Consider the following 26945-nt stretch of genomic DNA (forward strand, 5'->3'; position numbering starts at 1 on the left):
CAAACAATTCCCCCGCTCACCTTTCGCACTGATTATTTTGATTGTTTGAACTTCGTCCCAAAATGTTAACAAACATTACAGAGTTCATTTACAGGCAACCGGATGTTACCGATATCATGTTACCGGTATCAGCATCACCCAATAACACGCTTTTGGTGCATTCATCTGAGAATTTGCCACTGGGGAATTAAAATGACCGAAATAACAACAAGTTTAGGCGCAGGAAGCCTGCTGGGTATTGCCGCCTGTTCCGTCGTGCTCCTGCTCGTATTGATCATGCGCTTTCGCGTACATGCCTTCCTGGCGCTGACCCTGGTCAGCGTCATTGTGGCACTCGTCACAGGCGTGCCGTTCGACAAAATTGTACCCACGATCCTGGGCGGCTTTGGCAGCACCCTGGCAGGCGTCGCTTTATTAGTTGGGCTCGGCGCCATGATTGGCCGCCTGTTGGAAATTTCCGGCGGCGCAAAAGTGCTGGCGGACACCCTGGTTGGGACCTTTGGCGCTCACCGGGCACCTTTTGCCCTTGGCGTCGCGTCACTGCTTTTTGGCTTCCCGATCTTCTTTGACGCGGGTCTGGTGGTGATGCTGCCGATCATCTTCAGCGTCGCCAAGCAATTCGGCGGCTCAACGCTGAAATATGCGCTCCCGGCGGCCGGTGCTTTTGCGGTGATGCACGCGCTTCTGCCGCCGCATCCAGGCCCGGTGGCCGCCAGCGAACTGCTGGGGGCGAACATCGGCCTGCTGGTTGTGGTGGGATTGATTATCGCCATCCCGACCTGGTATATCGGGGCCTATCTCTTCGGGCTGTATGCCGGGAAGAAATTCGATATTCCTCTGCCGAGTTCTTTCCTCGGTAAAGTCGAAGTGGACCAGAATCACCAGCCACCGTCATTCGGCATGGTCATGACAATTTTACTGATGCCGCTGGTGCTGATCTTCCTCGATACCGGCCTCAACACCGCCACTGTGCTCGGCTGGGTCAGCGCCGACAATACGCTGGTGAACTTCTTGCGCATGCTGGGCAAAACGCCCATTGCGCTGCTGATTACCGTCTTTTTTGCCCTGATGGTCTTCAGCGGCAAACATAGCCGCCAGCATCTTGAAAAGGTATGTGACGGCGCACTCGGCCCGATTTGCGGCATTATCCTGGTGACCGGCGCAGGCGGTATGTTCGGCGGCGTGCTACGCGCAAGCGGCATTGGTGACGCGCTGGCTGGCGTACTCTCAGACACCGGCATGCCGGTTATCGTTGCTGCCTTTGTTATCTCGACCGCGCTTCGCGTTGCTCAAGGGTCAGCCACCGTTGCCCTGACCACTACCGCCGCGCTGGTCTCACCGATGGTCGAAGCCACCACGGGCCTGAGCCAGTTTGACCTGTGCTTTATCGTTATCGCGATTGCCGGTGGCGCTACCGTCCTGTCTCACGTGAACGACTCCGGCTTCTGGCTGGTGGGGCGTTTCCTGGAAATGGATGAGAAAACGACGCTGAAAACCTGGACCGTGATGGAAACGCTGATCGGCACCATCGCCTTCCTGCTGGCGGCGCTGGGGAGCGTGATTCTGTAAGGGACTCGGGGGAAGTCAAAATGTGACTGATCTCGCTTTCAACTCCGGGCTAAGCTCAGTATCATCGTTCCTACGTGAACAACCCTCGCCGGTTTCGGTGGGGGTTTTTCTTTGTACGATTTCAGCACATGAGTGCCCTGCTTTTTTACACGGAGAGAACTATGTCCAGACCTGCCATCATCATTAACGAACTAGACGCCGAACGCCTTGACCGCCTGCTGGAACAGCCGCAGTACGCCAAAGCCCCGGTGGCAGAGGCGCTCAACGCCGAACTGGATCGCGCGGAGATGTGCAGCCCGGAGAAGATGCCGTCGGATGTGGTTTCCATGAACAGCCGCGTAGAATTTCGCGATTTAAGCACTCAGGAAGTCCACGTACGCACGCTGGTTTACCCGGCGAACCTGACCGACAGCGATAACCAGCTTTCTGTCATGGCTCCGGTCGGTGCCGCACTGCTTGGCCTGCGGGTTGGCGATAGTATCAACTGGACGTTGCCAAACGGCAGTCAGACCCACCTTGAAGTGCTCGCTTTGCACTACCAGCCGGAATCTGCCGGTGAATTTCACCGCTAATTCAATTCGGGGCGGCGGTCTCTCTTTCGAGAGGGATTGCTTCTTACCCTCACCCTAAAAGGGAGAGGGTAAAGATTGCGTCCTGTTCCGCCCTATTGTTTTCCCCTCACAGAATCGCCTCCTCGGTCAAAATACGTTTCGCCCCCAGGTAATGATCCTGCCAGTAATTGTCTGCCAGTTGGCTGATGCGGATATTCAGCCCGGTTCTGGGCGCCTCGATAAACTGCCCTTCTCCTAAATAAACCCCGACGTGATCGGCGCGATCCTGGCTTTTGATACTGAAAAAAACCAGATCGCCACGCTGAAGCTGGGGCTTGCTGACGCGCTTTAATCTTTGATCCTGGAACATCCCGTTGGCGGTACGCGGCAGCTTTTGGCTAAGCAGCTTGTTATAGGCGTAATAGATTAGCCCGCTGCAGTCGAAACCCTGCTCGGGCGTCTGTCCACCCCAGACATAGGGTTTGCCCAACTGTTGCTTGAGCCGCGCTATCACTTTGTGGAGAGTGGCTTCCACACGCGGGCTAACCATCTCAGCCATAAGCGCTTCGGTCGCCAACGGCCACAGACCTTCTGAGCCCCCCATCAGCCCAGGACGCCAGCGAGTGTGCATGGCAAGCTGTTCACGGTTCAGGGCACGAGCGACCAGTTTTTCAGCAGCCTGACGCTTTTTCTGTTCGGGCGTAGGCGGGACAACTGCAAGGCGTTTTTTGGCACTGGTAAGCAGCCTTGCACGATTTTTCATCCGTTCACGGGCTTCTTTACTCTGCGGCTGAGCGATCTGTGTGTGCTTCACGCTGGCTTTAGACTTTTTCGCGGGTGAAGCCCAGGCCTGGGACGAAAACAGGACGAATAGCAGCAGAAAAAAAAATCCCGCTCTACGCCGGGAGAGTTCGGACGCAGGCGGAAAAGTGGAGACAATTGAGGTGGAAATAGACATAAGCAACACAAATACCTGAAAAATTAGCGTGCCGCCGAGGGCTGCTGCGCCACGCGATCGGCCAGCGGCTTAAGCACTTTTTCGCCATGCTGACCAAAGAATTGATACAGCGAAGCGCTAGCAGAATGGGTCAACACCATGATCTCAATACGGCGATTGGCCGAACTGAGCGGATGTTCAGGATCGAGCAGCATCTGGTCAGCCATCCCGCTAACCTGCAGCACTTTTCCGGTATCCAGCCCGCCCTTCGCCAGCGCTTTGCGCGCCTGCATGGCACGCTCGCCGGAAAGGTTCCAGTTGTTGTAAAGCTCCTGGTCACGAAAACGCGTCGCATCGGTGTGTCCGGTAATAATAATTTTGTTATCAATGGCGTTCAGCGCCGTAGCAAACTCCGTCAGTAGGCGGTTAAAAAAGGGAGTCAGAATGGCGCTGCTGCGCTGGAACATTTCTCGTTTTTGATCATCCTGCACCAGAATACGCAGCCCCTGCGGCACGATCTCGATTTGCAGATTAGACTGCGCCTCATAGGCTGAAGTGATCTTCATGATCACCCGGGCCAAATCTTCAATTTCCTGCTCTGAGCGGCGGTTCACGTCTTCCAGGCTTTCCCCCTGGCTTGCCGCATTGGTCAATGCCTGTAGCGCAGCAACATCCTGCTGAATATCCTGGCTGGCATCATCCGGCTTTGGCTTCCCGGCCAGAACAGTAACGCTGCCTCCGGAGCCGTTTGGCTGGGTAATCGGCACCCCGGACATGCCGTCAAACAGCGAGTCGCTGTTAAGCAAAGAGACAATCTCTTTCCGCTCTTCTTCGGTGACCGCCCCCATAATTAATTTCGTGGTGGTCACCAAAGGCGCAGAGCGTATTTCTGAAGTGTCCGCCCGCTTTACGCTTGACGCCCTGCCCGGCAAACAGATGGCGATCGATGCCGACCTGAATGCCGGATTAATCAATCAACAACAGGCCAAAACACGGCGTAAAGACGTTGCCAACGAAGCCGATTTCTACGGCGCGATGGACGGGGCCTCAAAGTTCGTGCGCGGCGACGCCATTGCCGGGATCATGGTGCTTATCATCAACGTGATCGGCGGGATTTGTATTGGTATTTTTAAATACGATCTTGATGCCAGCCACGCCTTCCAGCAGTACGTGTTGCTGACGATTGGGGATGGCCTGGTCGCGCAGATCCCATCCCTGCTGCTGGCGACTGCGGCAGCTATTATCGTGACCCGAGTAAGCGACGGCGGCGACGTTAGCCACGAAATTAAAACGCAATTGCTCGCCCGCCCGAACGTACTTTATACCGCCGCGTTCGTGATGTTTATTCTGGCCATCGTGCCGGGTATGCCGCATATCGCCTTCCTGAGCTTTACCGCCCTGCTGCTGTTTGCCGCCTGGCGGCAGAGCAAAGTGGTACAGCCTGCGCAGCAGCAGGATGATGACATTCTGGCGATTCAGGAGGTGCTCAGCCCCGACACGGAACCTACCGTCAGTTGGGACAGCATTCCGCTGGTCGAGCCGATTGGTCTGAACCTTGGCTACAAGCTGGTTTCGCTGGTGGATACCGCCAAAGGCAGCCCGCTTTCGCAGCGTATTCGCGGGGCGCGACAGGTTATCTCTGAGACCTGCGGCGTGCTGTTGCCAGAGATCCGCATCCGTGAGAACTTCCGCCTCAAACCCGCCCAGTACGCCATCCACATCAATGGTATTCGGGTGGCGCTGGGGGAAGTGAACTCGGAAAAGCTGATGGCGATCCCCGGCAGCGAACTGTACGGCGAGATTGACGGCGTGCTGGATACCGATCCGGCTTACGGCATGGCTATCGTCTGGATTGATCCCGACCAAAAAACGCGGGCGTTAAATCTTGGCTATCAGGTGGTGGATTGCGCCAGCGTGGTGGCCACGCACGTCAACAAAGTGGCGCGCCAGCATTTGCCCGATCTGTTTAATTATGACGATATCACGCATCTCCATGCGCGCCTGGCGCTGCAGGCGCCCAAGCTTGCGGAAGACTTAAATGCTGCGCTGAATTTCAGCCAGTTGCTGAAAGTGTACCGGCAGCTTCTGCTGGAACAGGTGTCGCTGAAAGACATTGTCACCATTGCCGCCACGCTGCTGGAAAGCGCCGCGGTGACCAAAGATCCGCAGTTGCTGTGTGCCGATGTGCGTTACGCCCTGCGGCGCGCTATTTTGCATAACATTAACGGTGACCGCAGTCAGCTTGCCGCCTACACCATTGATAACGAGCTGGAAAACCTGCTGCTGAACGCCCTGAATCAGGCCCAACAGGCCGGGAAAGTGGCACTGGACAGCTTCCCGGTTGACCCCAATATTCTGTCGCAGCTGCAAAATACCATGCCGATGATTTACGAGCAGATGAAGGCGAAAAGCCTGCCGCCTTTGCTGCTGGTTACCCCACAGCTTCGCCCGATTCTGGCGCGGTATGGCCGCCTGTTTAGCACCGGGCTGCATGTGTTGTCTTATAACGAGGTGCCGGACGACAGTGATTTGAAGATTGTCGGGACATTGGCGTGATTTCCCCCTCACCCCTGCCCTCTCACCATGGGGAGAAGGGCGAAACAAAAGCTAAGGGATACATTTCTTATCCCCTTTCCCTTCCAGGGAGAGGGAGAGGGAGAGGGAGAGGGTGAAGGTAACGATCTGAAGCGACGTTAAGTTTGAAAGAAGTGGCGGCTTGAGCAAAGCTACTTATCTAAAAATCGCAGCTTCCAGCCCTGGATTGTGCGCGGCAGCGGGTCTGCCTCAATGATCTTCGAGCGGTAAAACCTGGCTTCCTGCCTGCCTTTTTTACCCGGCGACGTTCGCGCCGCCCACATTTTACCTTCCGGGGTGTACATGATAATTGCCGTATGGCGATTTGCTTCACCACGGACCCACATGGCAATCACCTTCGCGCCAATATTATCTATATCATCCTGATAGATATAGACATTTGCGGAATCCACAAAACTCTGATAGTCATTGCCCACCATCTCTCTGAAGCGATTGTCGGTTTCAACATCCGGGAATATACCAATGGACAGCAACGTGGCTTTCGGACGTGGGTCCTTGACGCTTTTCACATAGCGTCCGTCAACAAATACCCCCACCGGCATCGACAATTTACAGCCCCATTCGCCATTACTGTGCACCTGGATTGAGCCATTCGGCCTCGGAATAAGCAGCAGTTTACAGTTACTGGTGCTTTGTACTTTCTCCACAATCACCATGCCGTATATTTTCTGGGCCTCTGCTGTGAAGTCGTCATGGTTTATGCCAGCCCAGGCTCTGATATCAAGGGTTAATGACCATTCTGCATTACGGCTAAAGGTTAAATTGCCCCCGCTTCGATTAGCTGCCGTGATGTTCCACCATTTCCCCTGCCAGTCAAAGTCCTCTTTCACCCCGGAAATTCGGCTGATGCCTTCATAGTAGGCTCGTTCAATACAGCCGTCGGAGGTACAGCTTTCAAGCGATTTTTCCCACTCCAGATAGTCTTTATGCACCTGCGCGCCATTACCCTTCACCAGCATAGAGCGATAAATGGCGCTCATCGTGCTGTCCAGCCAGTGCAGAGTGTCGTTATTGCAGATGGTGTTTTCCAGCGGCCTGGCCGCTCGCTGGCAATCAACCGCCAGCGCGTTTCCGGTATAAAAACCCAGCATTAATAATAGAGAGAGAAAAATTCGCTTGAGCATATTTAAGAGAAAACTCTGAATGAGAAGTGGCTATTCTGACCAGAACATATGCGGTTTGCAATCTCAGGCTGATTTCATGGCTAATTGAAATAAAAATGAAAATAATGCGTTAATAATATGCCATTAATGTGGGTGGAAGGGATTAATAGCATAATAATAACGGACGGGGAATATACTTCCCGTTATGCAGATTCGCGCGGCACCAGTTCACCAGAAATGATAATTCTCTGGGCAGGAAGTTCCGGCTGTTTGATTTTGCTGACAATTAATGCGGCGGCTTGTCGCCCGGTCTCTTCACTGGAGGCAGAAACATAGGTAAAGCTCGGCGAGGTCAGATTAATGTACATCATATCCTCAAAACCAATCAGCGAGACCTGCTGCGTTAAGAAAACGTCTTTCCCAACGGTACGACCCACTTGCTGAATACCGGTGATGGCGCCGATGATCGCCGCCGGAGAATGACACAGCATGGCGGTAATTTGGTTGCTCTTTTCCAGCATCAGGCGCGTGGCAAAAGCCGAAGCCGATGTGTCGTCTGCACATTCCGGCGCCCACTCTTCTCTGAACGGCAAGCCGTACTGCTGCAGGGCGCTGCGGTAGCCAGACAGCCGCTCGGCGCGGATCAGACAGCTTTTTGTGCCTCCCAGCCAGGCAATATTGCGGTGGCCGCGCTCAATGAGAAAACGCGTGGCCTGGTTACCGGCCTGACGATTATCCCGCCCAATCACATCGCGGGTGCTGGTAATGGTTGATTCAGAGATAACCACCGTGGGCAGCGGGCAGTCGGTAATGGCCTGGGGAACCGCCGCGGAGTGGCAGTCGGCGGCCAGATAAATGACCCCGGCAACGCCCTGCTGGCTAAACGAGGTCAGGCAGTTGCGCAGCTGTTGCTCTCCGTCGCGTGGCTGGCCAAGAAACACCATGTAGCCTTGTTTTTCGAGCTGCTGAACAACGCTCGCGGTGACGTTGACGGAGAAAGAGTTGTTAAAGTCACGAATAATCAGGCCGATCAGGTTAGAGGTGCTGGAACGAAGGTTGGCGGCGGCAACGTTATGCACGTAGCCCAGTTCCTTGATAGCGGCATTGACCTTATCAATGGTCGCCTCTGAGATCTTGCCCTTCTGGCGAAGCACCAGCGAAACCGTCGAAACCGATACGCCCGCCAGCTCAGCGACATCAATGATGTTGACCTTTTTCATTCCACCCCTGTAACCACACATCCATAAATTTCAGCCCCCTGAAACATACAGGAGGCTGAAAGGTATTACATTATTTACCGATCATCGTCGACATTGTCTGTGCAATAAATTGCGCTCTGGCACCAAATATGACCTGGATACCCGAATCGCCGACGAATACCACGCCACGAGCGCCCAGGCTGTTCAGGCCGTCTTTGTCGACCATCGAACTGTCGTCCACTTCCAGACGCAGGCGGGTGATGCAGGACCCCACGGAGTTGATGTTTGGTGCCCCGCCCAGCAGGCCGATGATATCGCCCGCCAGTTCGGTGTCGGTTTTGTCTCCCGCGTTAGCGGTGACTTCGGTACGGCCCGGCGTTTTCACGTCGAAACGGCGAATCACGAAGCGGAAAGTGAAGTAGTAAATCAGCGCCATCGGCACGCCCACAACCACCGCCATCAGGAAGTTAGTCTGGTAGCCGTTGAACGACGGCAGGATCCCGAAGGAGATGTAGTCGATCATCCCGGCGGAGAACGATTTGGCGATATGGGCATGCAGCAGGTACATGCACATATAAGACAGACCGGCCATCACCGCGTTGAACACATACAGAATCGGAGCCACGAAGATGAAGGTGAACTCAACTGGCTCGGTGATCCCGGTGAGGAAGCAGGTCAGCGCCGCGGAGAAGAGAATACCGGAGGCAATTTTCTTATTCTTGGTGTTGGCTTCATGGTACATCGCCAGACAGGCCGCAGGCAGCGCGAACAGCATCAGCGGGAACTCGCCCTGCATGAATTTACCAGCATTCTGGTAGCTGTCGCTGCTGAAGAACTTCACGCCCTCTTCCAGCATTTTGAACCAAATCGTCTGGTCGCCATGAATCACCTGCCCTGTATGGGTGGTGTATTCCCCGAAGGAGTACCAGAAGGACGGATACCAGATATGGTGCAGGCCCAGCGGGATTAATGCGCGCTCAACCAGCCCGAAGATAAAGGTTGATGCGGCCTGATTATCCCCGTTCACCACCACCGACAGCGCATCAATGCCGGACTGAATGTACGACCACACCCACGGCAGCACCATCCCCAACAGGAAGGAGAGAAACGCCGTCGCGATGGCGACAAAACGTTTGCCGGAGAAGAAGCCGAGGAATTCCGGCAATTGCATGGTGTGGAATTTGTTGTAGCACCACGCCGCCAGGATACCGGAGATTAGCCCGCCAAAAACGCCCATTTGCAGCGTCGGGATGCCGACCACCATGGCATATTTCCCGCCCGCAGAGGCCATTTCCGGCGTGATGTGCATGACGGTGCCAATGGTAATGTTGATGATAAACACCGACACCGCCGCCGACAGCGCGGCAATACCCGATTCTGCAGCAAGACCCACGGCAGAACCGATGGCAAACAGCATTGGCAGGTTATCGAAGATAACCCCGCCCGCGTTCATCATCAGCGGTAAGTGAAACTTATCGCCGAACGCCAGCAGTAAACCTGCGGCAGGCAGCAGAGAGATAGGCAGCATTAACGCACGGCCAATCATGGAAAGCTTTGATAACGATTTAACAACACTGGACAACAGACTCATGGACGTTTCCCCCGGTGCAGACGCAGTAACCGCGTTTTGTCTGTTCACGCGTTTTTATGGTAGGTATAACGTTCTAGTAGAACGTTCTACCTAGAGTGCCGAAACGGTTTTTGCCCCGCAACTGAATTCTGCGCTGTTGCCATATTGTTATCGAATATTTGAAGTGACGCAGGTTTTTAAGCCTGGTATTGATAAGGTAATTTGGTTCTGAGGCGGGAAAGGCTCTGCAACTCTCCTTCACCCAAACGGCAAGGAGAGTTGATACCAGCCCTTTTCGTTCTGAAAAGGGCGCGCGCGATTAAGGCTGAACGGTAATGCTCAGACTCTCAAAGACGACGGTCTGCCCCGCCACAATTTTGCAGCGCTTGCGGGTTTCAACTTCACCGTCCACCTTCACGAGGCCTTCGGCAATCACCGCTTTTGCCTGTGCGCCGCTTTCACACCAGCCTTCCAGCTTGAGCAAGTCGCACAGTTCAACGTGAGGGTGTTTACCTAATGAGAAGGTCGCCATTATTACTCTCCATCAACATCATGATATTCCTCGCAGGCCTGCAAGGTATTCTGAATTAGGGTGGCAACCGTCATTGGGCCTACGCCACCCGGAACCGGCGTAATATACGAGGCTTTGGCGGCTGCTTCATCATAAATTACGTCCCCGACCACTTTCCCGCTTTCCAGACGGTTGATGCCGACGTCCACCACAATAGCGCCTTCTTTAATCCATTCACCCGGAATAAAGCCAGGTTTGCCCACGGCGACAATCACCAGGTCGGCGTTCTCAACATGCTGGCGAAGGTTTTTGGTGAAACGGTGCGTTACGGTCGTGGTGCAACCGGCCAGCAGCAGTTCCATGCTCATCGGGCGACCCACGATGTTGGATGCACCAATGATGACCGCGTTCAGGCCGTAGGTGTCGATGTTGTAGCGCTCAAGCAGCGTCACGATACCGCGCGGGGTACACGGACGCAGGCGCGGCGCACGCTGGCACAGGCGGCCAATGTTGTATGGATGGAAGCCATCCACGTCTTTGTCCGGGTCGATACGCTCAAGCACTTTGACGTTATCGATCCCGGCAGGCAGCGGCAGCTGTACCAGAATGCCGTCAATCTCGGCGTCCGCGTTTAGCGCATCGATCAGCCCTAAAAGCTCCGCTTCGCTGGTGGTTTCCGGCAAATCATAAGAGCGGGAGACAAACCCAACCTCTTCGCAGGCTTTGCGTTTGTTCGCGACATAAATCTGGGACGCAGGGTTCGCTCCCACCAATACAACGGCCAGACCAGGGGCACGTTTTCCTGCGGCAACTCGGGCTTTTACTTTTTCAGCAACTTCAAGCCGGACCTGCTGCGCAATCGTTTTACCGTCAATAATCTTTGCTGCCATCAGAGAGAGAATTCCATCTGTAAACTTAAAGGAAGGGGGTTGCTGCTATTTTGTCAGATGCGCGGCCCGCTGTCAGGCACTGATGTGGGTTTATGCTCATTTGTCGCGCAGGTGGTTGAAAAGCCATTGACTCAAGAGGTGCTGACCGTATAATCCACCCCGCATCAAGCCGTAATGTTTCTCTGCATTACTCCGTGCGCCCTTAGCTCAGCTGGATAGAGCAACGGCCTTCTAAGCCGTAGGTCACAGGTTCGAACCCTGTAGGGCGTACCATTTTGAAGTCAACACACCTCTACTGAATTCGCTTTTTCTCCTTTATACTCCCTGATATTACTGAATTTTTCTGTCCTGAGCTCTACTGTGGTCAACTCAGTTACACCCAAATCAAGTGGTAGCTGGGGGCCTTTGAGGGGGCTCATCTCGTTCAATGGAAATTAGAGGCCCCTATGCCACTAAATGCGCGACAGATAGAAACTGCAAAACCCAAAGAAAAAGAATATAAGCTCACCGATGGCGGTGGCCTGTATCTGTTAGTAAAGCCCAGCGGTGCGAAGTATTGGCGCTTTAAGTATCGTGTTTTGGGGAAAGAGAAAAAACTGTCTATCGGAGTTTATCCTGATATCTCTCTGGCAGATGCCAGGCTTAAGCGCGAAGAAGCACGAAAAATTGTCGCTTTAGGTGGCGATCCGAGTAAAGAGAAGAAAGCTGAAAAGCTAGCTCAAAAGGCCAATGTAGAAAACACCTTTAAAGCGATCACATTGGAATGGCATGAATATAAACGCCCTAACTGGTCGAAGGGCTACGCTGAAGACATTATGGAAGCGTTTGAAAACGATATATTCCCGGATATCGGTAAACGCCCAATTGCAGAGATCAAGCCTCTGGAGATCCTCAACTCGCTTCGTAAGCTCGAAAAACGTGGTGTCCTCGATAAACTGCGTAAAATCCGCCAGGCCTGCAATCAGGTATTTCGCTATGCCATAGTCACCGGCAGAGCTGAAACTAACCCTGCCTCTGAACTGGCAAGTGCCTTGACTGCGCCTAAATCTACCCATTATCCCCATCTGCTAGCTGATGAACTCCCTGCTTTTTTGCAGGCTCTTGCCGCGTATTCTGGTAGTCCGATAACCCGACTGGCGACTCGAATTCTGATGTTGACTGGAGTTCGCACTATCGAACTTCGCCTGGCTGAATGGAAAGAATTTGATTTTGATAAGCGGGTTTGGGAAGTGCCGATAGAAAGGATGAAAATGCGTCGTCCACATCTGGTGCCATTGTCCGATCAGGTTGTGGCAGCACTACGTGAAGTCCAGGCTGTGACAGGTCGTTATAACCTAGTATTTCCTGGACGGAACGATATAACCAAACCAATGAGCGAAGCGAGTATCAATCAAGTACTAAAAAGGATTGGGTATCACGGAAAGGCTACGGGGCACGGTTTCCGGCACACGATGAGTACTATTCTGCATGAACAGGGCTATAACACGGCATGGATCGAGTTACAGCTGGCTCATGTAGATAAAAACACTATTCGTGGCACGTACAACCATGCGCAGTATCTTGAACAGCGTAGGGAGATGTTGCAGTGGTATGGGGATTATATTAGTCAAATTGGAATATCCAGACTTAATATTGCCTCATAATGATTCTTGTTAGCCTGAGTGCGGATTCGGTGGATAGGATTAAAGGTTTAAGTAGAGCACCTCCTGAATGGAGGTGCTTTACGGATGTATTTTTATTTTGGATTGCATTCCAATTTTGGCCTCTGATACCGAATATGCCCCAACCGTCATCAGGAATAATCGACTTCTGACAGCCATTTTTATTGATATTTCCTCTGCTGGCAATCACTCATCAAGACACCATTTTTGGTCAGTATTTCAGCCTGAGTACGCGTATCTGTTGGATCTTAGCTCTTTCCTAATCGTATTTCACTGCACAACCTAAATCGCGCTGGATTAGCTTTACCGCATCGTTTTCACCAGTATCGGTAAAGGATACTTCGTATCCCGAAATTGTAATAAAGGCTGACAACCGTGTATCTCTCACTCTTTCTAGCAACTATCGTGAACCGTTCCGTTAGCCAGACATCAAGAGTGCGGTAGCTTTTTTAATACCGTACTCGACTCCTTCAGTCGATGATCTCTTGTTAATCCATCCAGATACTGTCCTGACTGTCTTTAGCCCCTACTCAATCATCGCAGCCCCGGCCCTCCGGGCCGGAACAGCATCGCTTTTAGAAGGGTGTTGTAACTAAACATCGAGAGACTGCAGGCGATGTTGCGGTGAGTCTGGTGAACACACCCGTAAGCGCCTGACGGCGCTAACGCGGAGATACGCCCCGCCGGCGGCTACGCCTTGTCGGGACCACTCCGACGGCGTACAGCGGCTTCTTCATCGCGGTTAGCGGGTATGGCTTAGCAGGAAGGGGGGTTAGATAGGCAATACCTGTCAACAAGGTGACCGGCGTAGCCGGGTCACGGCGCCCGTTACCCACGTCGTTCTCTTCAGCTCCGGCCGGCGCCTTTATGCCCTAGAGGGCATAACATACTGGTGAGAACCACCATTTTTAGGGGATAGTTCCGGATCAATGAAAATACACCGTTATGTGGCAAAGCCCATAAAAATCCCCCTTCTTGTAAGCAGCAGTGGTTTCCTATATGCCTTATTGATATACAGACGTCGTTACTGGCACACAAAACTAACACTCGTGCATGATGATGCAATTATTCTGCATTTTTGACAATTTAATAATAAATGCGTCAAATTTTTTTACTTAAAATTTATTCATGTTTTTCAGTCAGTAACGCGACTCAAATCAGATTAACAATCTTTATAATGTGCTCATTGTTAGGTTTTTTGTCTGCATAAAAGCGACCATTCAGAATTAATTAGGTTTTTTAGTGTTTTTTTTGGTGTTATATTTCGGATATGGTGATTTTTTTTATCACACATGGCAGATTAAATTCTGCATTGAATAAAATCCATTTTTTTTTATGCTCATTGCTTTTAATTAACTCATTGAAAATAGTACAAATACTGAGTTTTTTTCTTTTCTTTCTGATAATTGACGGACTGATGTTACCTGTGGAAAATATGAAGCCATTACGGAGGGGGGGGCTTTCTTAAATAAAACTTATTTATTTACCTTTTACATTTGGAATCAATAAAAGCCAGAAGGATGTGTAAATTAGTAAAAAGAAAAATATCTCTCATTTGTCAATGCAATTTTTTAAGTAATGGAATATTTTCCATTCTTGGGAATGGTGAACACATAGAGAATGCGATTGAAGAAAGTAGCTCTTTAACACCGCATTCAATGATGCGCCGTTATGACAATGAAGATGACGTATATATTCAATTTTGTAGAGGGGGAGTTGAGAAATTATCTTTAATTCATTTTTTTATGTTGCTTCCTTCGAAGCCACGCGTCATCGTTATTGTAAATGATTCACATAAACCAACTTTAAAATTGCTTCGTGCCATGGGGGTGCTTTTTATTTTTTCACTGAGTGACTCACTCAGTGACTTTGAAAAAATATTACAGTGCTCTACGAATGATAATTATATAAGTCCGGATTTGTTTGCCACTATACATCCTGTTCAATCGTCCACCGCCAGGGCGATGAATCGTGATTTTTTCAATGGCATAAAATATTTAACACTGTCGGAAACGAATATTATTCTCTATTTGCTTAATGGCATACCACCTTGGTTAGTGGCAAGAAAGCTATGTATCTCAGTTAAAACAGTCAGTTCGCACAAGATCAATGCACTGAGAAAAATGAACCTTAGTGGGATCAATGAATTTTTTATTCCGTAGAGAATAAATTGTCTGAAACTGATGCTCAGTGAGGACATTTACCACCGCATTTGTCGGTATTACGTATCAATCCAAATAAAAAGGATGTATGAAAATGAATGTAGCTAAGAAAACAATCTGTGCACTCGCTGTAATAGCGAGCATTTCTACTGCTGTCAGAGCCGAAAACGTTGATGTAAAAGTCGTAGGCACCATCACACCAACAGCCTGTAAACCTGTGCTTGCTGGAGGAGGGACTGCTGATTACGGCACTATTCCACCACAATCACTCTCGAAAGATACCTACACTGTCCTGCCGCTGAAGGCTATTGATTTCAGCATCACCTGTGATGCGCCTGCTAAGGTTGCTGTGCACGCAGTAGGATCAAAACCAGATACCTCAACAGATTTTACTGAAACCACGTCTTCTGGTATGAATCCTTTCAAGGGAGAGTTATGGGGCGTAAAATCGGTAAATGTCGATGGTCTGGGAAAAACAGATGATGGCCGTAATATTGGAGGATACGGCATCCGATTAGACCCTGATTCCATCTCTGTTGATGGTAAGAATGCAACATTAATTCGCCGTGGTAAGCCTGGTGATGCCTGGGAATTGGCGACTGATAAAGGTTCCTTCTATTCGATGTATAACGCCGCAAATTACTCTCTGTCTTGGGGTAATGGTACCGACATGGAACCTATTGCCGCAAAAACCGTAGCTGGAAAACTCGATGTGCAGGCATATATCACAGAGACCTCTGCTCTTGATCTCACCAAACCCATCAAACTAAACGGCCTGAGCACTCTGGAGCTGGTCTACCTGTAAGTTTTATACAGACTGGGTTTCTTACCCAGTCTTGCTGTCCGCCATAGTTTCTCTGACTCGGATTATATTACACATGAAGTTCTCAGCTTTTTTAGCGGCCACTACAGCCGGTCTTTGGCTTTTCACTATTAGCGCCCATGCTACCGGCATGTTGCCTGAATCGTCGGTGGTTATTGTCGAGGAAGGGGATGGCGAAGGTGCGATCAACCTGCAAAACACCGATAATTTCCCCATGTTGCTGTTGACCACTCTGCAGAATATCAAACAGGACAGTGAAAAACTGCTGATTGTAACGCCACCTGTTGCCCGCGTTGAACCCGGTAAAACTCAGAGAGTCCGCTTCATGTTGGTTGCCAAAAAACCGTTAAAAACAGAACGTCTCGAACGTGTCGTATTTGAAGGCGTGCCTCCGCAGGAAAAAGACAAGAGTATGGTGCGCATGACTGTGCGCCAGAACCTGCCAGTCATTATTCGTCCTGCCGGCCTTGCTCGTGATGAATCCCCCTGGAAGCGTCTGATATGGTCACTAAAGGGAGGCGAGTTGAGCGTCAGTAACCCGTCTGCGTACGTCGTACGACTAGGACAAGAGGTATCAACCTTACCAGGTAAAGTGGCCTGGATACTTCCACATCCTTATGTTCTACCAGGAGAAAAACTGACGTTGTCCCCCAAGACGAAGCTGATTCGAGGCGCTACGACAACTGCCAGTAAAGTACACATCTCACCTGCTACCACTTGGGGTTTCACAGTAGACAGTTATGACGCACCTATCACGCCTTAAAGATTCATAAGATTAATATGTTGCAGATGAAACCGTGCTGTGTGTGCCTCCGGGGGCTTTTGCTGTTAATCATAGCGCTCTGCCTTATCTCTGCTAAGGCAGCAGAAAATGATCCTCACCTCTTTAAAAACGTTACCTTTGATACAAGCATACTGAGGGCGCGAGACATTGACCCTGATATTGCAGATCTTTTTGGTCAGGCTCCGCGTTTTCTATCTGGTGAAAATTCCGTTGCTCTTTTCGTCAACGGTAATAGCCGCGGACGAGTGCGAGTGAAATTTAATGAGGTTGGTTCGCTTTGTGCCGACCGTGACTTTCTGCGTGTAGCGGGGCTGGTGTCTCCCTCCGGATATACTGATTTTGTTGGCTGTTTTGACCTGCGCCAAGCCTGGCCGCAAGCCGAAGTACACTCCGAACCTGGGGAAGGTCAAGTTCTTATTGTTGTTCCACAAGAAGCGCTCAGTGTACCGGGTAAAGAGGATGGTCACTGGCAGCACGGCGGAGTTGCCGGCATGCTTAACTACAATGCTCAATATACGCGTTCCTCCGGATCTGCCGGGGGATTTAACTTTGGGCAGATCAATACTGAAGCCGGGTTCAATGTTGATGACTGGATTGTCCGTAGTCGTCAGACGTTTACCCGTTTTAATGGTGAAGACCGCATTAATCACCAGTCTAGCTATGCGCAGCGTAGTTTCATCGGTATTAAAAAGGTTCTGCAGGCTGGTCAGATAAACTTCTCCAACTCGCTGTTCGGCACTGGACAGGTATTGGGTATGCAACTATTTCCTGAGACTGCGCTGACATCTGGTCAAAGTGGTATAGGGCTGGTCGAGGGGCTTGCACAGACGCAGTCTGTGGTTGAGGTCCGTCAGTCTGGCGTACTTGTATACAGCACCATAGTTCCTGCTGGGCCATTTCGTCTAAAAGGGTTTTCCCTGATAAATACCTATAACGATCTGGACGTCACACTCACCGGCATTAAAGGTGATATACGGAAATTCATTGTACCCGCGGCCACTTTGCTGTCGCGTGTGCCACTGGTCTCACCGGGACTTTCGTTTGGTATTGGGCGAGTCGATCAGGAGACTGACAAGTCGCCGATGCTTGGCACGATATCCTCCGGCTGGCCGCTCACGGCGTTCACTAACCTGAACGCAGGTTTACTGGGGTCAGCTCCTTATCGTGTTGGAGCGCTTGGACTGGATACGCAGTTGTTTAAGTCAACTCGCCTTAGCCTGCAGAGCACCCTGGCGGAAGATGTGGACCACGGTAATAAAGGTAGCTTACTCGCCGCCCAGCTCAGCCATAGACTGAATGAGCACTTGAGTATCAACATCAACGGACGTCAGCAAACAGCTGGTTATCGCGAATTGACTGATGTTCTACAACGGACTGATCAGGATACCACCTACAGTAAGAGCCGTAACCGATATCAATGGGGTAATGGCGTCAGTTGGGCATCAGAGAAGTTGGGGACATTGTCACTTTCGTGGGCTCGCAGCTCCACCTTTGACGGCAACAAAACCGATTATTTGCGCGGTAGCTGGAGTCGACAGTTTGGACGTGTCTATCTCGGGGTTAGTCTGGAACACAACACTGGTAATCTCTGTGGTCAGGCTGATGACCTACTGTATGTATCATTTAGTATGCCGCTGGGCGAAGCGCGTGATATCAACAGCTACCTAAATACATCCAAACGAAGTGCCCGGACAGGTATTAGATACAGTGACCGTACTAGCCAGGATCGGGGCTGGAGTATTGCCACCGATCGTGACGTAAGGAATAAGCTTACGTCTGTCAACGGCAACATAGATTTCGTGACGGCGGTCAGTCAGTTGAACACCAGCATCAGCCGTGACAGTGACAATTACACAACCTGGTCAACGGGTGCCAATGGTGCGGTTGTGATGGATGAAAATGGTATCACCCTGTCACCTTACCCCGTATCAGATACTTTTGGTATTGCACGTGTGGGACACGAGTCTGGTGTCCGGCTGAATACGCCGGCAGGTCCAGTATGGACCAACCAGAGGGGATATGCAGTGATACCGACCCTGACTGGATATCGGCGTTCAGTCATTCAGGTAGATACCCGAAGTCTGGCCAAAAATGTCGATATCGGTAATGCGTGGCAAGAGAGTGAGGTGGTCCGCGGTGCCATTGGGCGGGTGGACTTCGATGTGCTTCGCACACGACGAGTGCTGGTCAAAACAAAGATGGTTGATGGAAGCGAACTGCCATATGGCGCAAGCGTTTTTAATGCTAAAGGAAGGTTGGTCACAGTAGTTGGGGACGATGGAACCGTATTCGTGCCTGATGCTGCCCCGGGAATGAATCTGGAGGTACAAAATGCCGGTGAGACGGTGTGCTCGATGAAACTAGCGCTTCCGGAGGTAGCAGACAAAGCTGGCCTTTATGAAAACGCGACGGCGATTTGCCGGTGAGGAGAAGCGATGAATATGTTTTATGGACGGTTCTTACTTGTTCTTTTGATAGGGATGACGGGTGCCAGAGCTGCTCCATCCTTTATTCCCCCAAGCCAAGAAGTAATTCCAATACAGGAATTACCGCTGGATACACGTTGCAGTCTTACGGTCAGCAATCCAATGGTCGATTATGGAGTGATGTCTCGCTGGCAATTGAAAGATATGGGGGGAGGAATGGTCTCTCCTGGAGGACGCTCGTTGACAGTGAGTGTTGTCTGCCCCTACACCAGGAAGATGCGTTTAAGGGTTGAAGGTGAGAGGAATGAAAGGGGATTACGTTACGGAGAACATGGCTTTACTCGTCTTTATCTGCTTGATGCTCAGGTGGATGGCAATGCAGTGGCGTTGAGTGAGATCACGCCTGCTGAAGTTATCAAGGATAACGGAAAGCATACATTGGCATTGTATCCAGGAGAATGGTTCTCACCAGTCATGAATGGAAAATTGGCTGAAGGAAAGACATTTACAGCTCGGCTGGATGTACAACCGATGCTGACAGAAAGCGATGCGCGAGTTAGCCGTCGGCAACAAAATCAAACGGTGTTAACACTGTTACTGGACGACTGAATTGACATAAAACAAAGATACATCGGCGCAATATCGAGAACATATAGACGCGGCGCCATAATGTTGTAAAAAGGCAGGTATCTTACGATACCTGCCTTTTTATATACACAACCTGGAAGATCACATCTGATATGTTGAAGTTAATTTAAATATTAAAGAATTGAATTTATCCTTGATGATACATTATTGCCAATTTCTGCGTGTGATGTCTGTCTGATTAATCGTGTTTAACAAGTATTATGTTATGCTTAGGTTTTATTAATTATAGCAACACTCTCCATCTTTCAGGTTAAGCGCATAAAAAAACCAGTTATGTTAGAAGGTTAAGCTTAGATGTAACGGTTATAGATATAATTGATAGAGAATTAGAATTTACTAGATAACTTTTCATGTACTATGAATTTGAATCGCCACTGATAATCTAGACACTTCCGAGCCGTTGATAATAGTGGTTTTCATATTCTGCCGGCGACATCTGATCGCTGGAACCATGCCGACGCTTACTGTTGTAAAACATTTCGATGTAATCAAAAATATCGCTTCTGGCTTCGCCTCTCGTTCCGTAGATCCTTTTCTTAATCCGTTCGCGTTTCAGTAACTGGAAAAAGCTTTCAGCAACCGCGTTGTCATGGCAGTTACCGCGACGACTCATGCTGCCTTTCAGACCGTGTGATTTCAGGAACGACTGCCACTCATGGCTCGTGTACTGACTGCCCTGATCAGAGTGAACCAGTACCTGTTTTTGAGGACTACGCCTCCACACCGCCATAAGTAATGCGTTCAGGACAATCTCTTTTGTCATGCGGGGTTGCATTGACCAGCCGATAACTTTTCGGGAGAACAGGTCAACCACCACGGCCAGATACAGCCAGCCTTCGTGGGTTCGGATGTAGGTTATGTCCGTCACCCAACGCTCATCCGGTGAGTCCGGATTGAACTGCCGCTGGAGCCTGTTGGGTGTCACGATGCTGGCTTCGCCTTTACGTGCCCGTGGGCTACGGTAACCAACCTGAGCTTTTATTCCGGCACGCTTCATCAGCCGCCAGACCCGGTTCACTCCGCACTGCTGTCCGGTATCACGCAGATCGAGATGGATCTTGCGATAACCATAAACGCAGCCAGACTCAAGCCAGAACTGTTTGATCTGCCCGGACAGCATCTGGTCTGTCTGGTGACGCTGTGAATGTGGCTGCTGAAGCCAGAAATAAAATCCACTCGGATGGACATCCAGAACCCGACAGAGCAGACGAACTGGCCAACAACAGGAGTTGTCACGGATAAAGGCGTACCTCAGTCGGACAGCTTTGCGAAGTACGCCGCGGCTTTTTTTAATATGTCCCGTTCGTCAGTAACCCGCTTCAACTCATTCTGAAGACGGCGGATCTCGGCCTGAGCATCTAACTGTTCATTATTAGTGGAAGAATCCGGACCGTACTTCTTTATCCAGGCGTAAAGACTGTGAGTGGTGATATCGAGACGTGTTGCAACACTGGAAACAGAATGACCACGATCAACAACCTGTTTGACTGCTTCAATTTTAAACTCTTCAGGATAACGCTTACCGCTCATGGGCACCTCTCTTTAAGTCATTTTAAATGACTCTGAGGTGTCTGTTAAACCTGTGGCTATTCACCGCCTCTTTCATGAAGTATTTGCTCTCGTTCAGGAAAAAGATAAGAGAAGACATAAAACTCGTTCTGGAGTTGGTGGAAGGCAATGGAGCAATACTGACGGATAGCATGATTGATGCAATAAAATCACTGTCAGAAAACAATATAGATATTGCAATTGATGATTTTTGCAACAACTCCATATCCATAAAGTACATTGAAGCAATGGGTTTTTACATGCTCAAACTCGACAGGGAATTGTCTCTAACTCATGGTAACAGTCTGATTTATGAAAGTACGATAAAATCGTTAGTTTATTTATCCTCTCTGGTCAATACCATACTCGTTGCTGAGGGTGTTGAAACCAAAACCCAAAGAGATTTACTTTATAAGTGCGGGGTAAATTATATGCAAGGATACTATTTTGGTGCGCCGGTATCAATTTAGAAGATACTACCATCCTGGCCAACTAAATAAATAGATCAATGCAATAGAAATTACATTCACTGAATAACAATGACATTCTAATTTGACATTAAGCAACACCATTTCACCACTATTAAATAAAAAATGACATATACAGAAAAAGACCACCCACGCTTAAGGTGGCATAACGTATTATTTTTTAAAGGGTCTGAATTCCAAATGAATGAGGCTATATTATCGCTTACAGAAAAATACCGGAACCCCACCTCTTAAAAAAAGGTAATCATCTCCCTGAGGAAGAATATCATAAATCACACTCGACCCTTTATTATAATAAAACTCAGGCAGAATCCTTTTAATCTTTTCTTTTTCATCACTTAGTTCAACTGTATTTTTTGTTGCAGTCAGTACAAATGACTCTTTAACCTTCTTAATATCAAACATTGCAGAAATAACAATATTACTGACTTTAATTGAATCACTTTCAAGTACTCCACTTAGAACAACCGTTCCCTCACTGCCGGAAAATGTCATTCGCGCATTAGCATGAAGCACAACGTCATTGTAGGATGCAGAATATACCCCATTACAGCTAAAGTGATTGGCATGATAACGCTTTAGCCCGCCCACCGAGATGACAACCATAAGTAAAAAAACAAAAAATGATATCATCATTAAATATCGTCTATTATTCACTCATCAACTCCCCACGAAAAAATAAGCTGACTTGCAATTATTTTTTTTATTCCTTCCCAGCGGCTGCGTACATGAAATAACAGAAATGTCAGAAAATAGATTGCTGTAGGAAACATAATGCCATGGCGTTTTTTCACATTTACTGATTAACTTATCGGTAACAAACTTGATATCTCTTTGTGTCGTTACTGAGGTATATATATTGCAACCATCATTATTAATGTACGCATGATAGCTAAGAAAGTACGAAGACTGACGTGATGTACCGGCAACAAATAACGCCGAGGCAATGGTCGTCAAGACAGCCAATGAAATGATGACCATAGGATGGAGCATTTTATTTTTTACAGCGTAGTTTGGAGCAACATTAACACAAGGAGCTGGCTCTTTTTTTACCTCTATCGGATTTTCATGGCTCTCATGGCTCTCATCATACTCAACTTTCTCCGAAGAAATTTTTTCAACTTTTATCTCGGTATTAATCGAAAAACCTATTCTGGGGATTGTTTTTATTAAATTGAGACCAGGACTTAACTTTGACAGCGCGCGGCGAATGAGCGAAATATTTTGATATAGGTTGTTGGGTGTGATCATGCTCTCATTCTCACCCCAGACATATGAGTATATAGTTGCCTGATCAACAATTCCGTTGCGTGATATTAGTAAAAGAAAGCATTTTGTTGTGGGGGTATTAAGAGTTTCAACATTGGCCTCGTCATTCACACGATACAAAACCCGCTTATCAGGATTGAAGATTATCTCATCATTAATCACATAGTTATATGAACCACTTGAGCTACACTGCTCCATTTCCACTTATCCTTAGTCTCCAATAGGCATGTATTCAACTCCGTGTACTATTCAGTTATGGGGAAACCGCAGTAGGCAACAGCACCGGAGAAAGGACCTTACCCAAATAACGATCTTAACACAAAGGCAAAAAGCTAAACAAGTTAAGACTCATCTTAATTAAGAGCGGAAATTTAATTTCCCATCCATTAGCTTTTACTGCTTTGATTAATAATGGTTAATTAATAACATTTTCATTGCGAAGAAATACACCTTCCTGTCTAATTTCCCAACTAGCGGATGATGACGATTACACTTGCCGGTCACAGACATGATAAATAAGGATCATAGCAATATCATTTCATGATTCTGATTATGAGAATTTAGCTATAAAAACCTCATCAAACTTGTTAAATATTTGTTTATCTCCGGTGTTTTCTTTCATAACACCACATTTAAGAAATGGCTTCCAACGGCCGTTACGCTAACTGCATGACTTTTTTTTCCAAATAATTTTTTAACACTCAATCTTTTATTTGATGGATAAGCGCATGAGCAATACACAACATAACACACCTGAAAGAAGCTTAATTAAAAACCATTAAGATCGTATGATACGCTTTGCAGGACGTTATTTATCTTTAATCATCTAACTAAACCCCTCTGCTTAAAATTAATTTAATTTCTAGCAAGAATTTATTAATTCACTAAAAACATCAACAATTCAACAAAGCCACCTGAAAAGATACAAACACATAGAAAAACTCAATGCATGGTTTCCACAAACAAAATTAATATTACCTGGGTAAATAAAACTCATATACCACGACAATAACGGCAATTAAATTTATTATCACAGTAATAATAAACCAGCGTCTGAACGGCTGTTTCTGAGTTTTATGGCGAAAACTTTGCTGAGCCAAAATCGCCCCGGGCCAACCACCCGTCAGCCCAAAGAGAAGCAATGTTGCCTCCGGCACGCGCCGCCAGCCTTTTACCGCAGCCAGTTTGTCCCCGCCGTAAACCAGCAGCGTAAGCACATTCACCAGTACAAACCACATGCCCAAAGAGTGAGGCACAAAAGCGCTGCCCAGCGCGGCGAGCATCAGAAGAAAATAGCAGAAATGATTAAGAGTCATCAGTTACCGCAGTAATATGCCATTGAAAATAAGACGAAATGATACCTAAAAATTGTTTATGGGTCCTGCCGGGTTGTTGGGCGGTTCAGTCACTTAATAAATAACGGCCATTATCATTAGCCAATGAATTATTTCAAAAGAAACATATTCGCTATCTATCTTATTGAATAGTTTGAGATCGTCGGTAAGCAATTGTGGCAAATGACACGCTCTTTTACTTTTCCTCGCCAGCGCATATTTCTAGCCGCAGTAGACTTATCGGTACCGCCATCTCCTCCCGGAGCTGGTACCCAAAACGCTAATGTCAGCAGGTGAATAACATGCATAAAGCCATCAAAATGCTGCTTGCCAGCACGATTTGCTTGCCTTTATTCGCCGCAGCGGCCGACCCCGTCATTCCCTGGGCCGACAACAGCGGTGGAACCGAAAGCCAGCACATTGCCGCCATGGGGCAAAACCTTAACGGCCAGCATCAGGCCATCAGCAAAACACAGGAAGGTGTCTGGGCGGATAACAGCGGTTCGATAGGCGCTGACGAACAGGCTCTAAACAGCGGTAAACCCGCTTTTGCCGGTGACCCAAAACTGATGCCTCATCAGGGCTAACCACGCTGCACAGGGCCTCGCGCCCTGTGCCTTAAAACCGCAGCCCCCAGCCCTCAATCACGCCCGGCAATTGTGAAAGTAAATAGAGCACCAGTCCGACCGAGCCCCCCACCAGCGTGCCATTAATGCGAATGAACTGCAGATCTTTGCCAATGTTGAGTTCAATCTGCCGCGACATGTCTTTTGCGTCCCAGCTTTTCACCGTGTCGGCAATGTGCCGGGTGAGAAAAGCTGAGAAGTCCGGCGCGATATGCCGGGCAGCCTGCTCAAGGTGCTCATTCAGCGAGGCCCGCAGCGAAGCATCGGCCGTTAGCGTTTCCCCGAGCCATTGCCCCGCTTCGGCAATGCGCTTTTGCACCCGCGAATCATCGCGGGCGATATCTGTTTTCAGCCAGTCCCGCAGGTCATTCCAAAGCTCGCCGAGGTAGAGATTAAACTTCTCATCCTCCTTCAGGTAACTTTTGATCGTTTCCGCTTTAGCCGCCATTTCCGGGTCATTTTTCAGGCTGTCGATAAGCCGCTGCACGGCGCGATCGAATGCCCGGCGAAGCTGGTGCGTTTTGTCCTGGCTCACGTCATCCAGCAGAGAGTTAACGGCGTCTGACACCAGCTCTGCGCTTTGCTCGCCCAGCCATTCGGTGGGCAGCACTCTGGCCTTAACCGGGTGCTCAGTTTCCAGCCAGTGGACGATCTGGCGGGCAATAAATTCCCGGCTGGAAGGTTTCTCGAGCAGCGCCAGCAGTTGAGCTATGACCGAGTCGAGCAAGCCCTGATGGCGATTATTTTTCGTCAGGCTTTCCAGCAACAGCGCGCTGGAATAACTGAGATCGACTTTATCAATAGCTTTGTGCACCGCCCGGCGAATCAGCCCCTGAATCCGCGTGTCATCGGTCAAAGACAGCCAAGCCTCCATCACCTTGAGCATATGCCGCCCTACCTGCTGAGCATTTTCGGGCTGCCGGAACCAGCTCCCCATCATCTGCGCCGGTTCATGGCGACGAATCAGGTCAATCAGCGACTGAGTATCCAGAAACTTTTCCTGCACGAACTTGCCGAGATTCTCGCCGATACGGTCTTTATTACGAGGAATAATGGCGGTATGACGGGCGATAAACGGGATCGGTACGCGACGAAACAGCGCCACCACAGCAAACCAGTCCGCCAGGGCGCCGACCATCGCCGCTTCAGAAATAGCTTTCAGGCCGCTGACCCAGAAACTGGGCGGCAAAAATAAGGTCGCGACAAACGCTGCGGCGGCAATCAGCAAAAGCGAGAGCGCCAGCCGTTTGGCGCGCTTTAATTCGGTGAGTTTTTCCATTACCTAAGCGTAGCGCCCGTCTCTGCCACCAGCCAGTCATGGAACAGCGTCACCTCCGGGCGTCGACTGGAGCGTTCTGAACGCACGATAAAATAGGACCAGGTCAGCGGCCATTTGTGCTGCGGGAAAAGCTGGCGCAGCTGCCCAAGATCGATCAGTTGCTGGACCAGCGCTTTGCGCACAACCGCCACACCACGCCCGCTTAGGGCAGCCAGAATAACGGCCGACGTAGAGTTAATGTGCAGGCCGTTTTGCTCACACAACGCCACGCCAATGTCCTGAGAAATCGTTTCCCACTCCGGGAAATTCGCCCCGGGATGCGGTGTATCATCATAGATAAGCTTCTGTTTCGACAGCCAGTCAGCTTCGGTGACGCCGGTCAGCAAATGCGGGCTGCAGACAATCACCGCCTCTTCATCCATTAACCACGTTGACTTCAACCCGGGCCAGTTGCCGGGGCCGCAGCGTATGCCGACATCGGCCTCGCCGTGCAGCACATCGGTCAGTTTTTCCGTGACGTTAAGGCGCAGGTCGATGCTGTCATGCTGCTCGGAAAAGCGGTTGAGGCGCTCCATCAGCCAGTTCATCATCAGTACCTGAGAAGCGGTAATCACCACCACCGCGCGGGCTCTGGCACCTCGCAGCTTGTTCAATCCCTGTTCCAGGCTGTCCAGCCCAACGGTAATGTCCTGCAGCGCCTCCCTCGCTTCCTCCACCAGCGTAAGTCTTTCTTTTCCGCTGCGCGTGCGGTGCAGCAACGGATGGCCGACCCACTCTTCCAGAGAACGAACAAGCTGCCCCACAGCGGCGGGCGTTACGCCCAGCTCTTCCGCCGCGCCGGTAAAACTGCCGTGGCGTGCCGTGGCTTCAAAGGCGTGCAGCCATTTCAGGCGATTCAGCGATCTCATATTTTCTCTTCGACAAAGGACGACACACCGACAAGATAGTTTTTCTTTCTCGATATGCAAGTTC

Annotated in this window: 23 protein-coding genes, 1 tRNA gene and 1 pseudogene; 12 read left to right on the forward strand and 13 right to left on the reverse strand. The window is 49.7% G+C overall.

What is annotated here, in order from left to right:
- The first annotated feature begins 192 nt into the window (after positions 1 to 192).
- Positions 193 to 1569, forward strand: coding sequence for a GntP family permease (locus ACR6JA_RS17560; protein ID WP_213713316.1), 1377 nt, complete (start codon positions 193 to 195; stop codon positions 1567 to 1569).
- A gap of 161 nt (positions 1570 to 1730) precedes the next feature.
- On the forward strand, positions 1731 to 2141 hold the full coding sequence (gene rnk / locus ACR6JA_RS17565) for a nucleoside diphosphate kinase regulator (protein ID WP_008456004.1): 411 nt from the start codon (positions 1731 to 1733) through the stop codon (positions 2139 to 2141).
- A 106-nt stretch (positions 2142 to 2247) separates the two neighbouring features.
- On the opposite strand, the gene ACR6JA_RS17570 is transcribed toward rnk, so the two are convergent.
- Both ACR6JA_RS17570 and ACR6JA_RS17575 read right to left on the reverse strand, forming a co-directional pair.
- Positions 2248 to 3084 (reverse strand): C40 family peptidase, encoded by an 837-nt coding sequence (locus ACR6JA_RS17570; protein ID WP_494494078.1) that lies wholly within the window; start codon positions 3082 to 3084, stop codon positions 2248 to 2250.
- Between the two features lie 17 nt (positions 3085 to 3101).
- Entirely contained in the window at positions 3102 to 3905 is an 804-nt protein-coding gene (locus ACR6JA_RS17575) for an OmpA family protein (RefSeq protein WP_494494077.1), read from the reverse strand.
- Here ACR6JA_RS17575 and ACR6JA_RS17580 point away from each other — a divergent pair.
- Positions 3904 to 5613, forward strand: a pseudogene (locus ACR6JA_RS17580) (flagellar biosynthesis protein FlhA); the annotation flags it as partial. The gene ACR6JA_RS17575 and the pseudogene ACR6JA_RS17580 overlap by 2 nt on opposite strands.
- A 170-nt stretch (positions 5614 to 5783) precedes the next feature.
- Here ACR6JA_RS17580 and ACR6JA_RS17585 read toward each other — a convergent pair.
- From ACR6JA_RS17585 to folD, 5 genes are all read right to left on the reverse strand, one after another.
- On the reverse strand, positions 5784 to 6776 hold the full coding sequence (locus ACR6JA_RS17585) for a lysozyme inhibitor LprI family protein (RefSeq protein WP_494494076.1): 993 nt from the start codon (positions 6774 to 6776) through the stop codon (positions 5784 to 5786).
- 182 nt (positions 6777 to 6958) lie between these two features.
- On the reverse strand, positions 6959 to 7975 hold the full coding sequence (malI, locus tag ACR6JA_RS17590; protein WP_213713308.1) for a Mal regulon transcriptional regulator MalI: 1017 nt from the start codon (positions 7973 to 7975) through the stop codon (positions 6959 to 6961).
- Between the two features lie 70 nt (positions 7976 to 8045).
- On the reverse strand, positions 8046 to 9545 hold the full coding sequence (locus ACR6JA_RS17595) for a PTS transporter subunit EIIC (protein ID WP_494494075.1): 1500 nt from the start codon (positions 9543 to 9545) through the stop codon (positions 8046 to 8048).
- Positions 9546 to 9843: 298 nt separating this feature from the next.
- On the reverse strand, positions 9844 to 10056 hold the full coding sequence (gene ybcJ, locus ACR6JA_RS17600) for a ribosome-associated protein YbcJ (RefSeq protein ID WP_008455991.1): 213 nt from the start codon (positions 10054 to 10056) through the stop codon (positions 9844 to 9846).
- 2 nt (positions 10057 to 10058) lie between these two features.
- Positions 10059 to 10925 (reverse strand): bifunctional methylenetetrahydrofolate dehydrogenase/methenyltetrahydrofolate cyclohydrolase FolD, encoded by an 867-nt coding sequence (folD, locus tag ACR6JA_RS17605; protein ID WP_008455989.1) that lies wholly within the window; start codon positions 10923 to 10925, stop codon positions 10059 to 10061.
- Positions 10926 to 11121: 196 nt separating this feature from the next.
- Between folD and ACR6JA_RS17610 the strand changes: the two genes are divergently transcribed.
- From ACR6JA_RS17610 to ACR6JA_RS17640, 7 genes are all read left to right on the forward strand, one after another.
- A tRNA-Arg gene (locus tag ACR6JA_RS17610) sits at positions 11122 to 11198 on the forward strand.
- 173 nt (positions 11199 to 11371) lie between these two features.
- Entirely contained in the window at positions 11372 to 12568 is a 1197-nt protein-coding gene (locus ACR6JA_RS17615) for a tyrosine-type recombinase/integrase (RefSeq protein ID WP_494494074.1), read from the forward strand.
- Positions 12569 to 14106: 1538 nt separating this feature from the next.
- Complete coding sequence (locus ACR6JA_RS17620; RefSeq protein ID WP_494494073.1) at positions 14107 to 14748, forward strand: helix-turn-helix transcriptional regulator; 642 nt, start codon at positions 14107 to 14109, stop codon at positions 14746 to 14748.
- Between the two features lie 88 nt (positions 14749 to 14836).
- Positions 14837 to 15553: a DUF1120 domain-containing protein gene (locus tag ACR6JA_RS17625; RefSeq protein ID WP_494494072.1), complete on the forward strand. Its 717-nt coding sequence runs from the start codon at positions 14837 to 14839 to the stop codon at positions 15551 to 15553.
- Between the two features lie 73 nt (positions 15554 to 15626).
- Positions 15627 to 16334: a fimbria/pilus chaperone family protein gene (locus tag ACR6JA_RS17630; RefSeq protein ID WP_494494071.1), complete on the forward strand. Its 708-nt coding sequence runs from the start codon at positions 15627 to 15629 to the stop codon at positions 16332 to 16334.
- A 17-nt stretch (positions 16335 to 16351) separates the two neighbouring features.
- Positions 16352 to 18781, forward strand: a complete 2430-nt coding sequence (locus ACR6JA_RS17635) for a fimbria/pilus outer membrane usher protein (RefSeq protein ID WP_494494070.1) — start codon at positions 16352 to 16354, stop codon at positions 18779 to 18781.
- A 9-nt stretch (positions 18782 to 18790) separates the two neighbouring features.
- Positions 18791 to 19390 (forward strand): DUF1120 domain-containing protein, encoded by a 600-nt coding sequence (locus tag ACR6JA_RS17640; RefSeq protein WP_494494069.1) that lies wholly within the window; start codon positions 18791 to 18793, stop codon positions 19388 to 19390.
- 421 nt (positions 19391 to 19811) lie between these two features.
- Here ACR6JA_RS17640 and ACR6JA_RS17645 read toward each other — a convergent pair.
- A protein-coding gene (locus tag ACR6JA_RS17645) for an IS3 family transposase (protein WP_494494068.1) occupies positions 19812 to 20959 on the reverse strand; the annotation gives its coding sequence in 2 pieces (ribosomal slippage) (positions 19812 to 20722 and positions 20722 to 20959; 1149 coding nt in all).
- Between the two features lie 74 nt (positions 20960 to 21033).
- On the opposite strand from ACR6JA_RS17645, the gene ACR6JA_RS17650 reads away from it, so the two are divergent.
- Positions 21034 to 21447, forward strand: a complete 414-nt coding sequence (locus tag ACR6JA_RS17650) for an EAL domain-containing protein (protein ID WP_494494067.1) — start codon at positions 21034 to 21036, stop codon at positions 21445 to 21447.
- A 213-nt stretch (positions 21448 to 21660) separates the two neighbouring features.
- Here the strand turns inward: ACR6JA_RS17650 and ACR6JA_RS17655 are convergent, their stop codons facing one another.
- From ACR6JA_RS17655 to ACR6JA_RS17665, 3 genes are all read right to left on the reverse strand, one after another.
- The gene (locus ACR6JA_RS17655; protein ID WP_494599143.1) at positions 21661 to 22101 is read right to left on the reverse strand and encodes a YqeJ family protein; all 441 of its coding nucleotides are present in this window, start codon (positions 22099 to 22101) and stop codon (positions 21661 to 21663) included.
- 24 nt (positions 22102 to 22125) lie between these two features.
- Positions 22126 to 22932 carry a winged helix-turn-helix domain-containing protein gene (locus ACR6JA_RS17660; protein ID WP_494494065.1) on the reverse strand — a complete coding sequence of 269 codons (807 nt, stop codon included), beginning with the start codon at positions 22930 to 22932 and terminating at the stop codon, positions 22126 to 22128.
- A 776-nt stretch (positions 22933 to 23708) separates the two neighbouring features.
- Positions 23709 to 24050 carry a DUF1294 domain-containing protein gene (locus ACR6JA_RS17665; protein ID WP_494494064.1) on the reverse strand — a complete coding sequence of 114 codons (342 nt, stop codon included), beginning with the start codon at positions 24048 to 24050 and terminating at the stop codon, positions 23709 to 23711.
- 320 nt (positions 24051 to 24370) lie between these two features.
- On the opposite strand from ACR6JA_RS17665, the gene ACR6JA_RS17670 reads away from it, so the two are divergent.
- A complete protein-coding gene (locus ACR6JA_RS17670; RefSeq protein WP_494494063.1) occupies positions 24371 to 24655 on the forward strand; it encodes a hypothetical protein in 285 nt (94 codons plus the stop codon).
- 31 nt (positions 24656 to 24686) lie between these two features.
- Here the strand turns inward: ACR6JA_RS17670 and ACR6JA_RS17675 are convergent, their stop codons facing one another.
- Together ACR6JA_RS17675 and ACR6JA_RS17680 are read right to left on the reverse strand one after the other, a co-directional pair.
- Complete coding sequence (locus ACR6JA_RS17675) at positions 24687 to 25973, reverse strand: DUF445 domain-containing protein (protein WP_494494062.1); 1287 nt, start codon at positions 25971 to 25973, stop codon at positions 24687 to 24689.
- Positions 25973 to 26881 carry a LysR substrate-binding domain-containing protein gene (locus tag ACR6JA_RS17680; RefSeq protein WP_213713284.1) on the reverse strand — a complete coding sequence of 303 codons (909 nt, stop codon included), beginning with the start codon at positions 26879 to 26881 and terminating at the stop codon, positions 25973 to 25975. Before ACR6JA_RS17680 ends, ACR6JA_RS17675 begins: the two co-directional genes overlap by 1 nt.
- Positions 26882 to 26945 lie beyond the last annotated feature (64 nt).

The sequence above is a fragment of the Cedecea sp. B1(4) genome, from assembly GCF_059414925.1.

Bases quoted from the DNA above. Each gene is read 5' to 3' on its own strand.
- ACR6JA_RS17560 (WP_213713316.1), top strand. From the start codon at position 193: ATGACCGAAATAACAACAAGTTTAGGCGCAGGAAGCCTGCTGGGTATT.
- rnk (WP_008456004.1), top strand. From the start codon at position 1,731: ATGTCCAGACCTGCCATCATCATTAACGAACTAGACGCCGAACGCCTT.
- ACR6JA_RS17575 (WP_494494077.1), bottom strand. From the start codon at position 3,905: ATGGGGGCGGTCACCGAAGAAGAGCGGAAAGAGATTGTCTCTTTGCTT.
- ACR6JA_RS17585 (WP_494494076.1), bottom strand. From the start codon at position 6,776: ATGCTCAAGCGAATTTTTCTCTCTCTATTATTAATGCTGGGTTTTTAT.
- malI (WP_213713308.1), bottom strand. From the start codon at position 7,975: ATGAAAAAGGTCAACATCATTGATGTCGCTGAGCTGGCGGGCGTATCG.
- ACR6JA_RS17595 (WP_494494075.1), bottom strand. From the start codon at position 9,545: ATGAGTCTGTTGTCCAGTGTTGTTAAATCGTTATCAAAGCTTTCCATG.
- ybcJ (WP_008455991.1), bottom strand. From the start codon at position 10,056: ATGGCGACCTTCTCATTAGGTAAACACCCTCACGTTGAACTGTGCGAC.
- folD (WP_008455989.1), bottom strand. From the start codon at position 10,925: ATGGCAGCAAAGATTATTGACGGTAAAACGATTGCGCAGCAGGTCCGG.
- ACR6JA_RS17615 (WP_494494074.1), top strand. From the start codon at position 11,372: ATGCCACTAAATGCGCGACAGATAGAAACTGCAAAACCCAAAGAAAAA.
- ACR6JA_RS17620 (WP_494494073.1), top strand. From the start codon at position 14,107: ATGTGTAAATTAGTAAAAAGAAAAATATCTCTCATTTGTCAATGCAAT.
- ACR6JA_RS17625 (WP_494494072.1), top strand. From the start codon at position 14,837: ATGAAAATGAATGTAGCTAAGAAAACAATCTGTGCACTCGCTGTAATA.
- ACR6JA_RS17630 (WP_494494071.1), top strand. From the start codon at position 15,627: ATGAAGTTCTCAGCTTTTTTAGCGGCCACTACAGCCGGTCTTTGGCTT.
- ACR6JA_RS17635 (WP_494494070.1), top strand. From the start codon at position 16,352: ATGTTGCAGATGAAACCGTGCTGTGTGTGCCTCCGGGGGCTTTTGCTG.
- ACR6JA_RS17640 (WP_494494069.1), top strand. From the start codon at position 18,791: ATGAATATGTTTTATGGACGGTTCTTACTTGTTCTTTTGATAGGGATG.
- ACR6JA_RS17650 (WP_494494067.1), top strand. From the start codon at position 21,034: ATGAAGTATTTGCTCTCGTTCAGGAAAAAGATAAGAGAAGACATAAAA.
- ACR6JA_RS17655 (WP_494599143.1), bottom strand. From the start codon at position 22,101: ATGATGATATCATTTTTTGTTTTTTTACTTATGGTTGTCATCTCGGTG.
- ACR6JA_RS17660 (WP_494494065.1), bottom strand. From the start codon at position 22,932: ATGGAGCAGTGTAGCTCAAGTGGTTCATATAACTATGTGATTAATGAT.
- ACR6JA_RS17665 (WP_494494064.1), bottom strand. From the start codon at position 24,050: ATGACTCTTAATCATTTCTGCTATTTTCTTCTGATGCTCGCCGCGCTG.
- ACR6JA_RS17670 (WP_494494063.1), top strand. From the start codon at position 24,371: ATGCATAAAGCCATCAAAATGCTGCTTGCCAGCACGATTTGCTTGCCT.
- ACR6JA_RS17675 (WP_494494062.1), bottom strand. From the start codon at position 25,973: ATGGAAAAACTCACCGAATTAAAGCGCGCCAAACGGCTGGCGCTCTCG.
- ACR6JA_RS17680 (WP_213713284.1), bottom strand. From the start codon at position 26,881: ATGAGATCGCTGAATCGCCTGAAATGGCTGCACGCCTTTGAAGCCACG.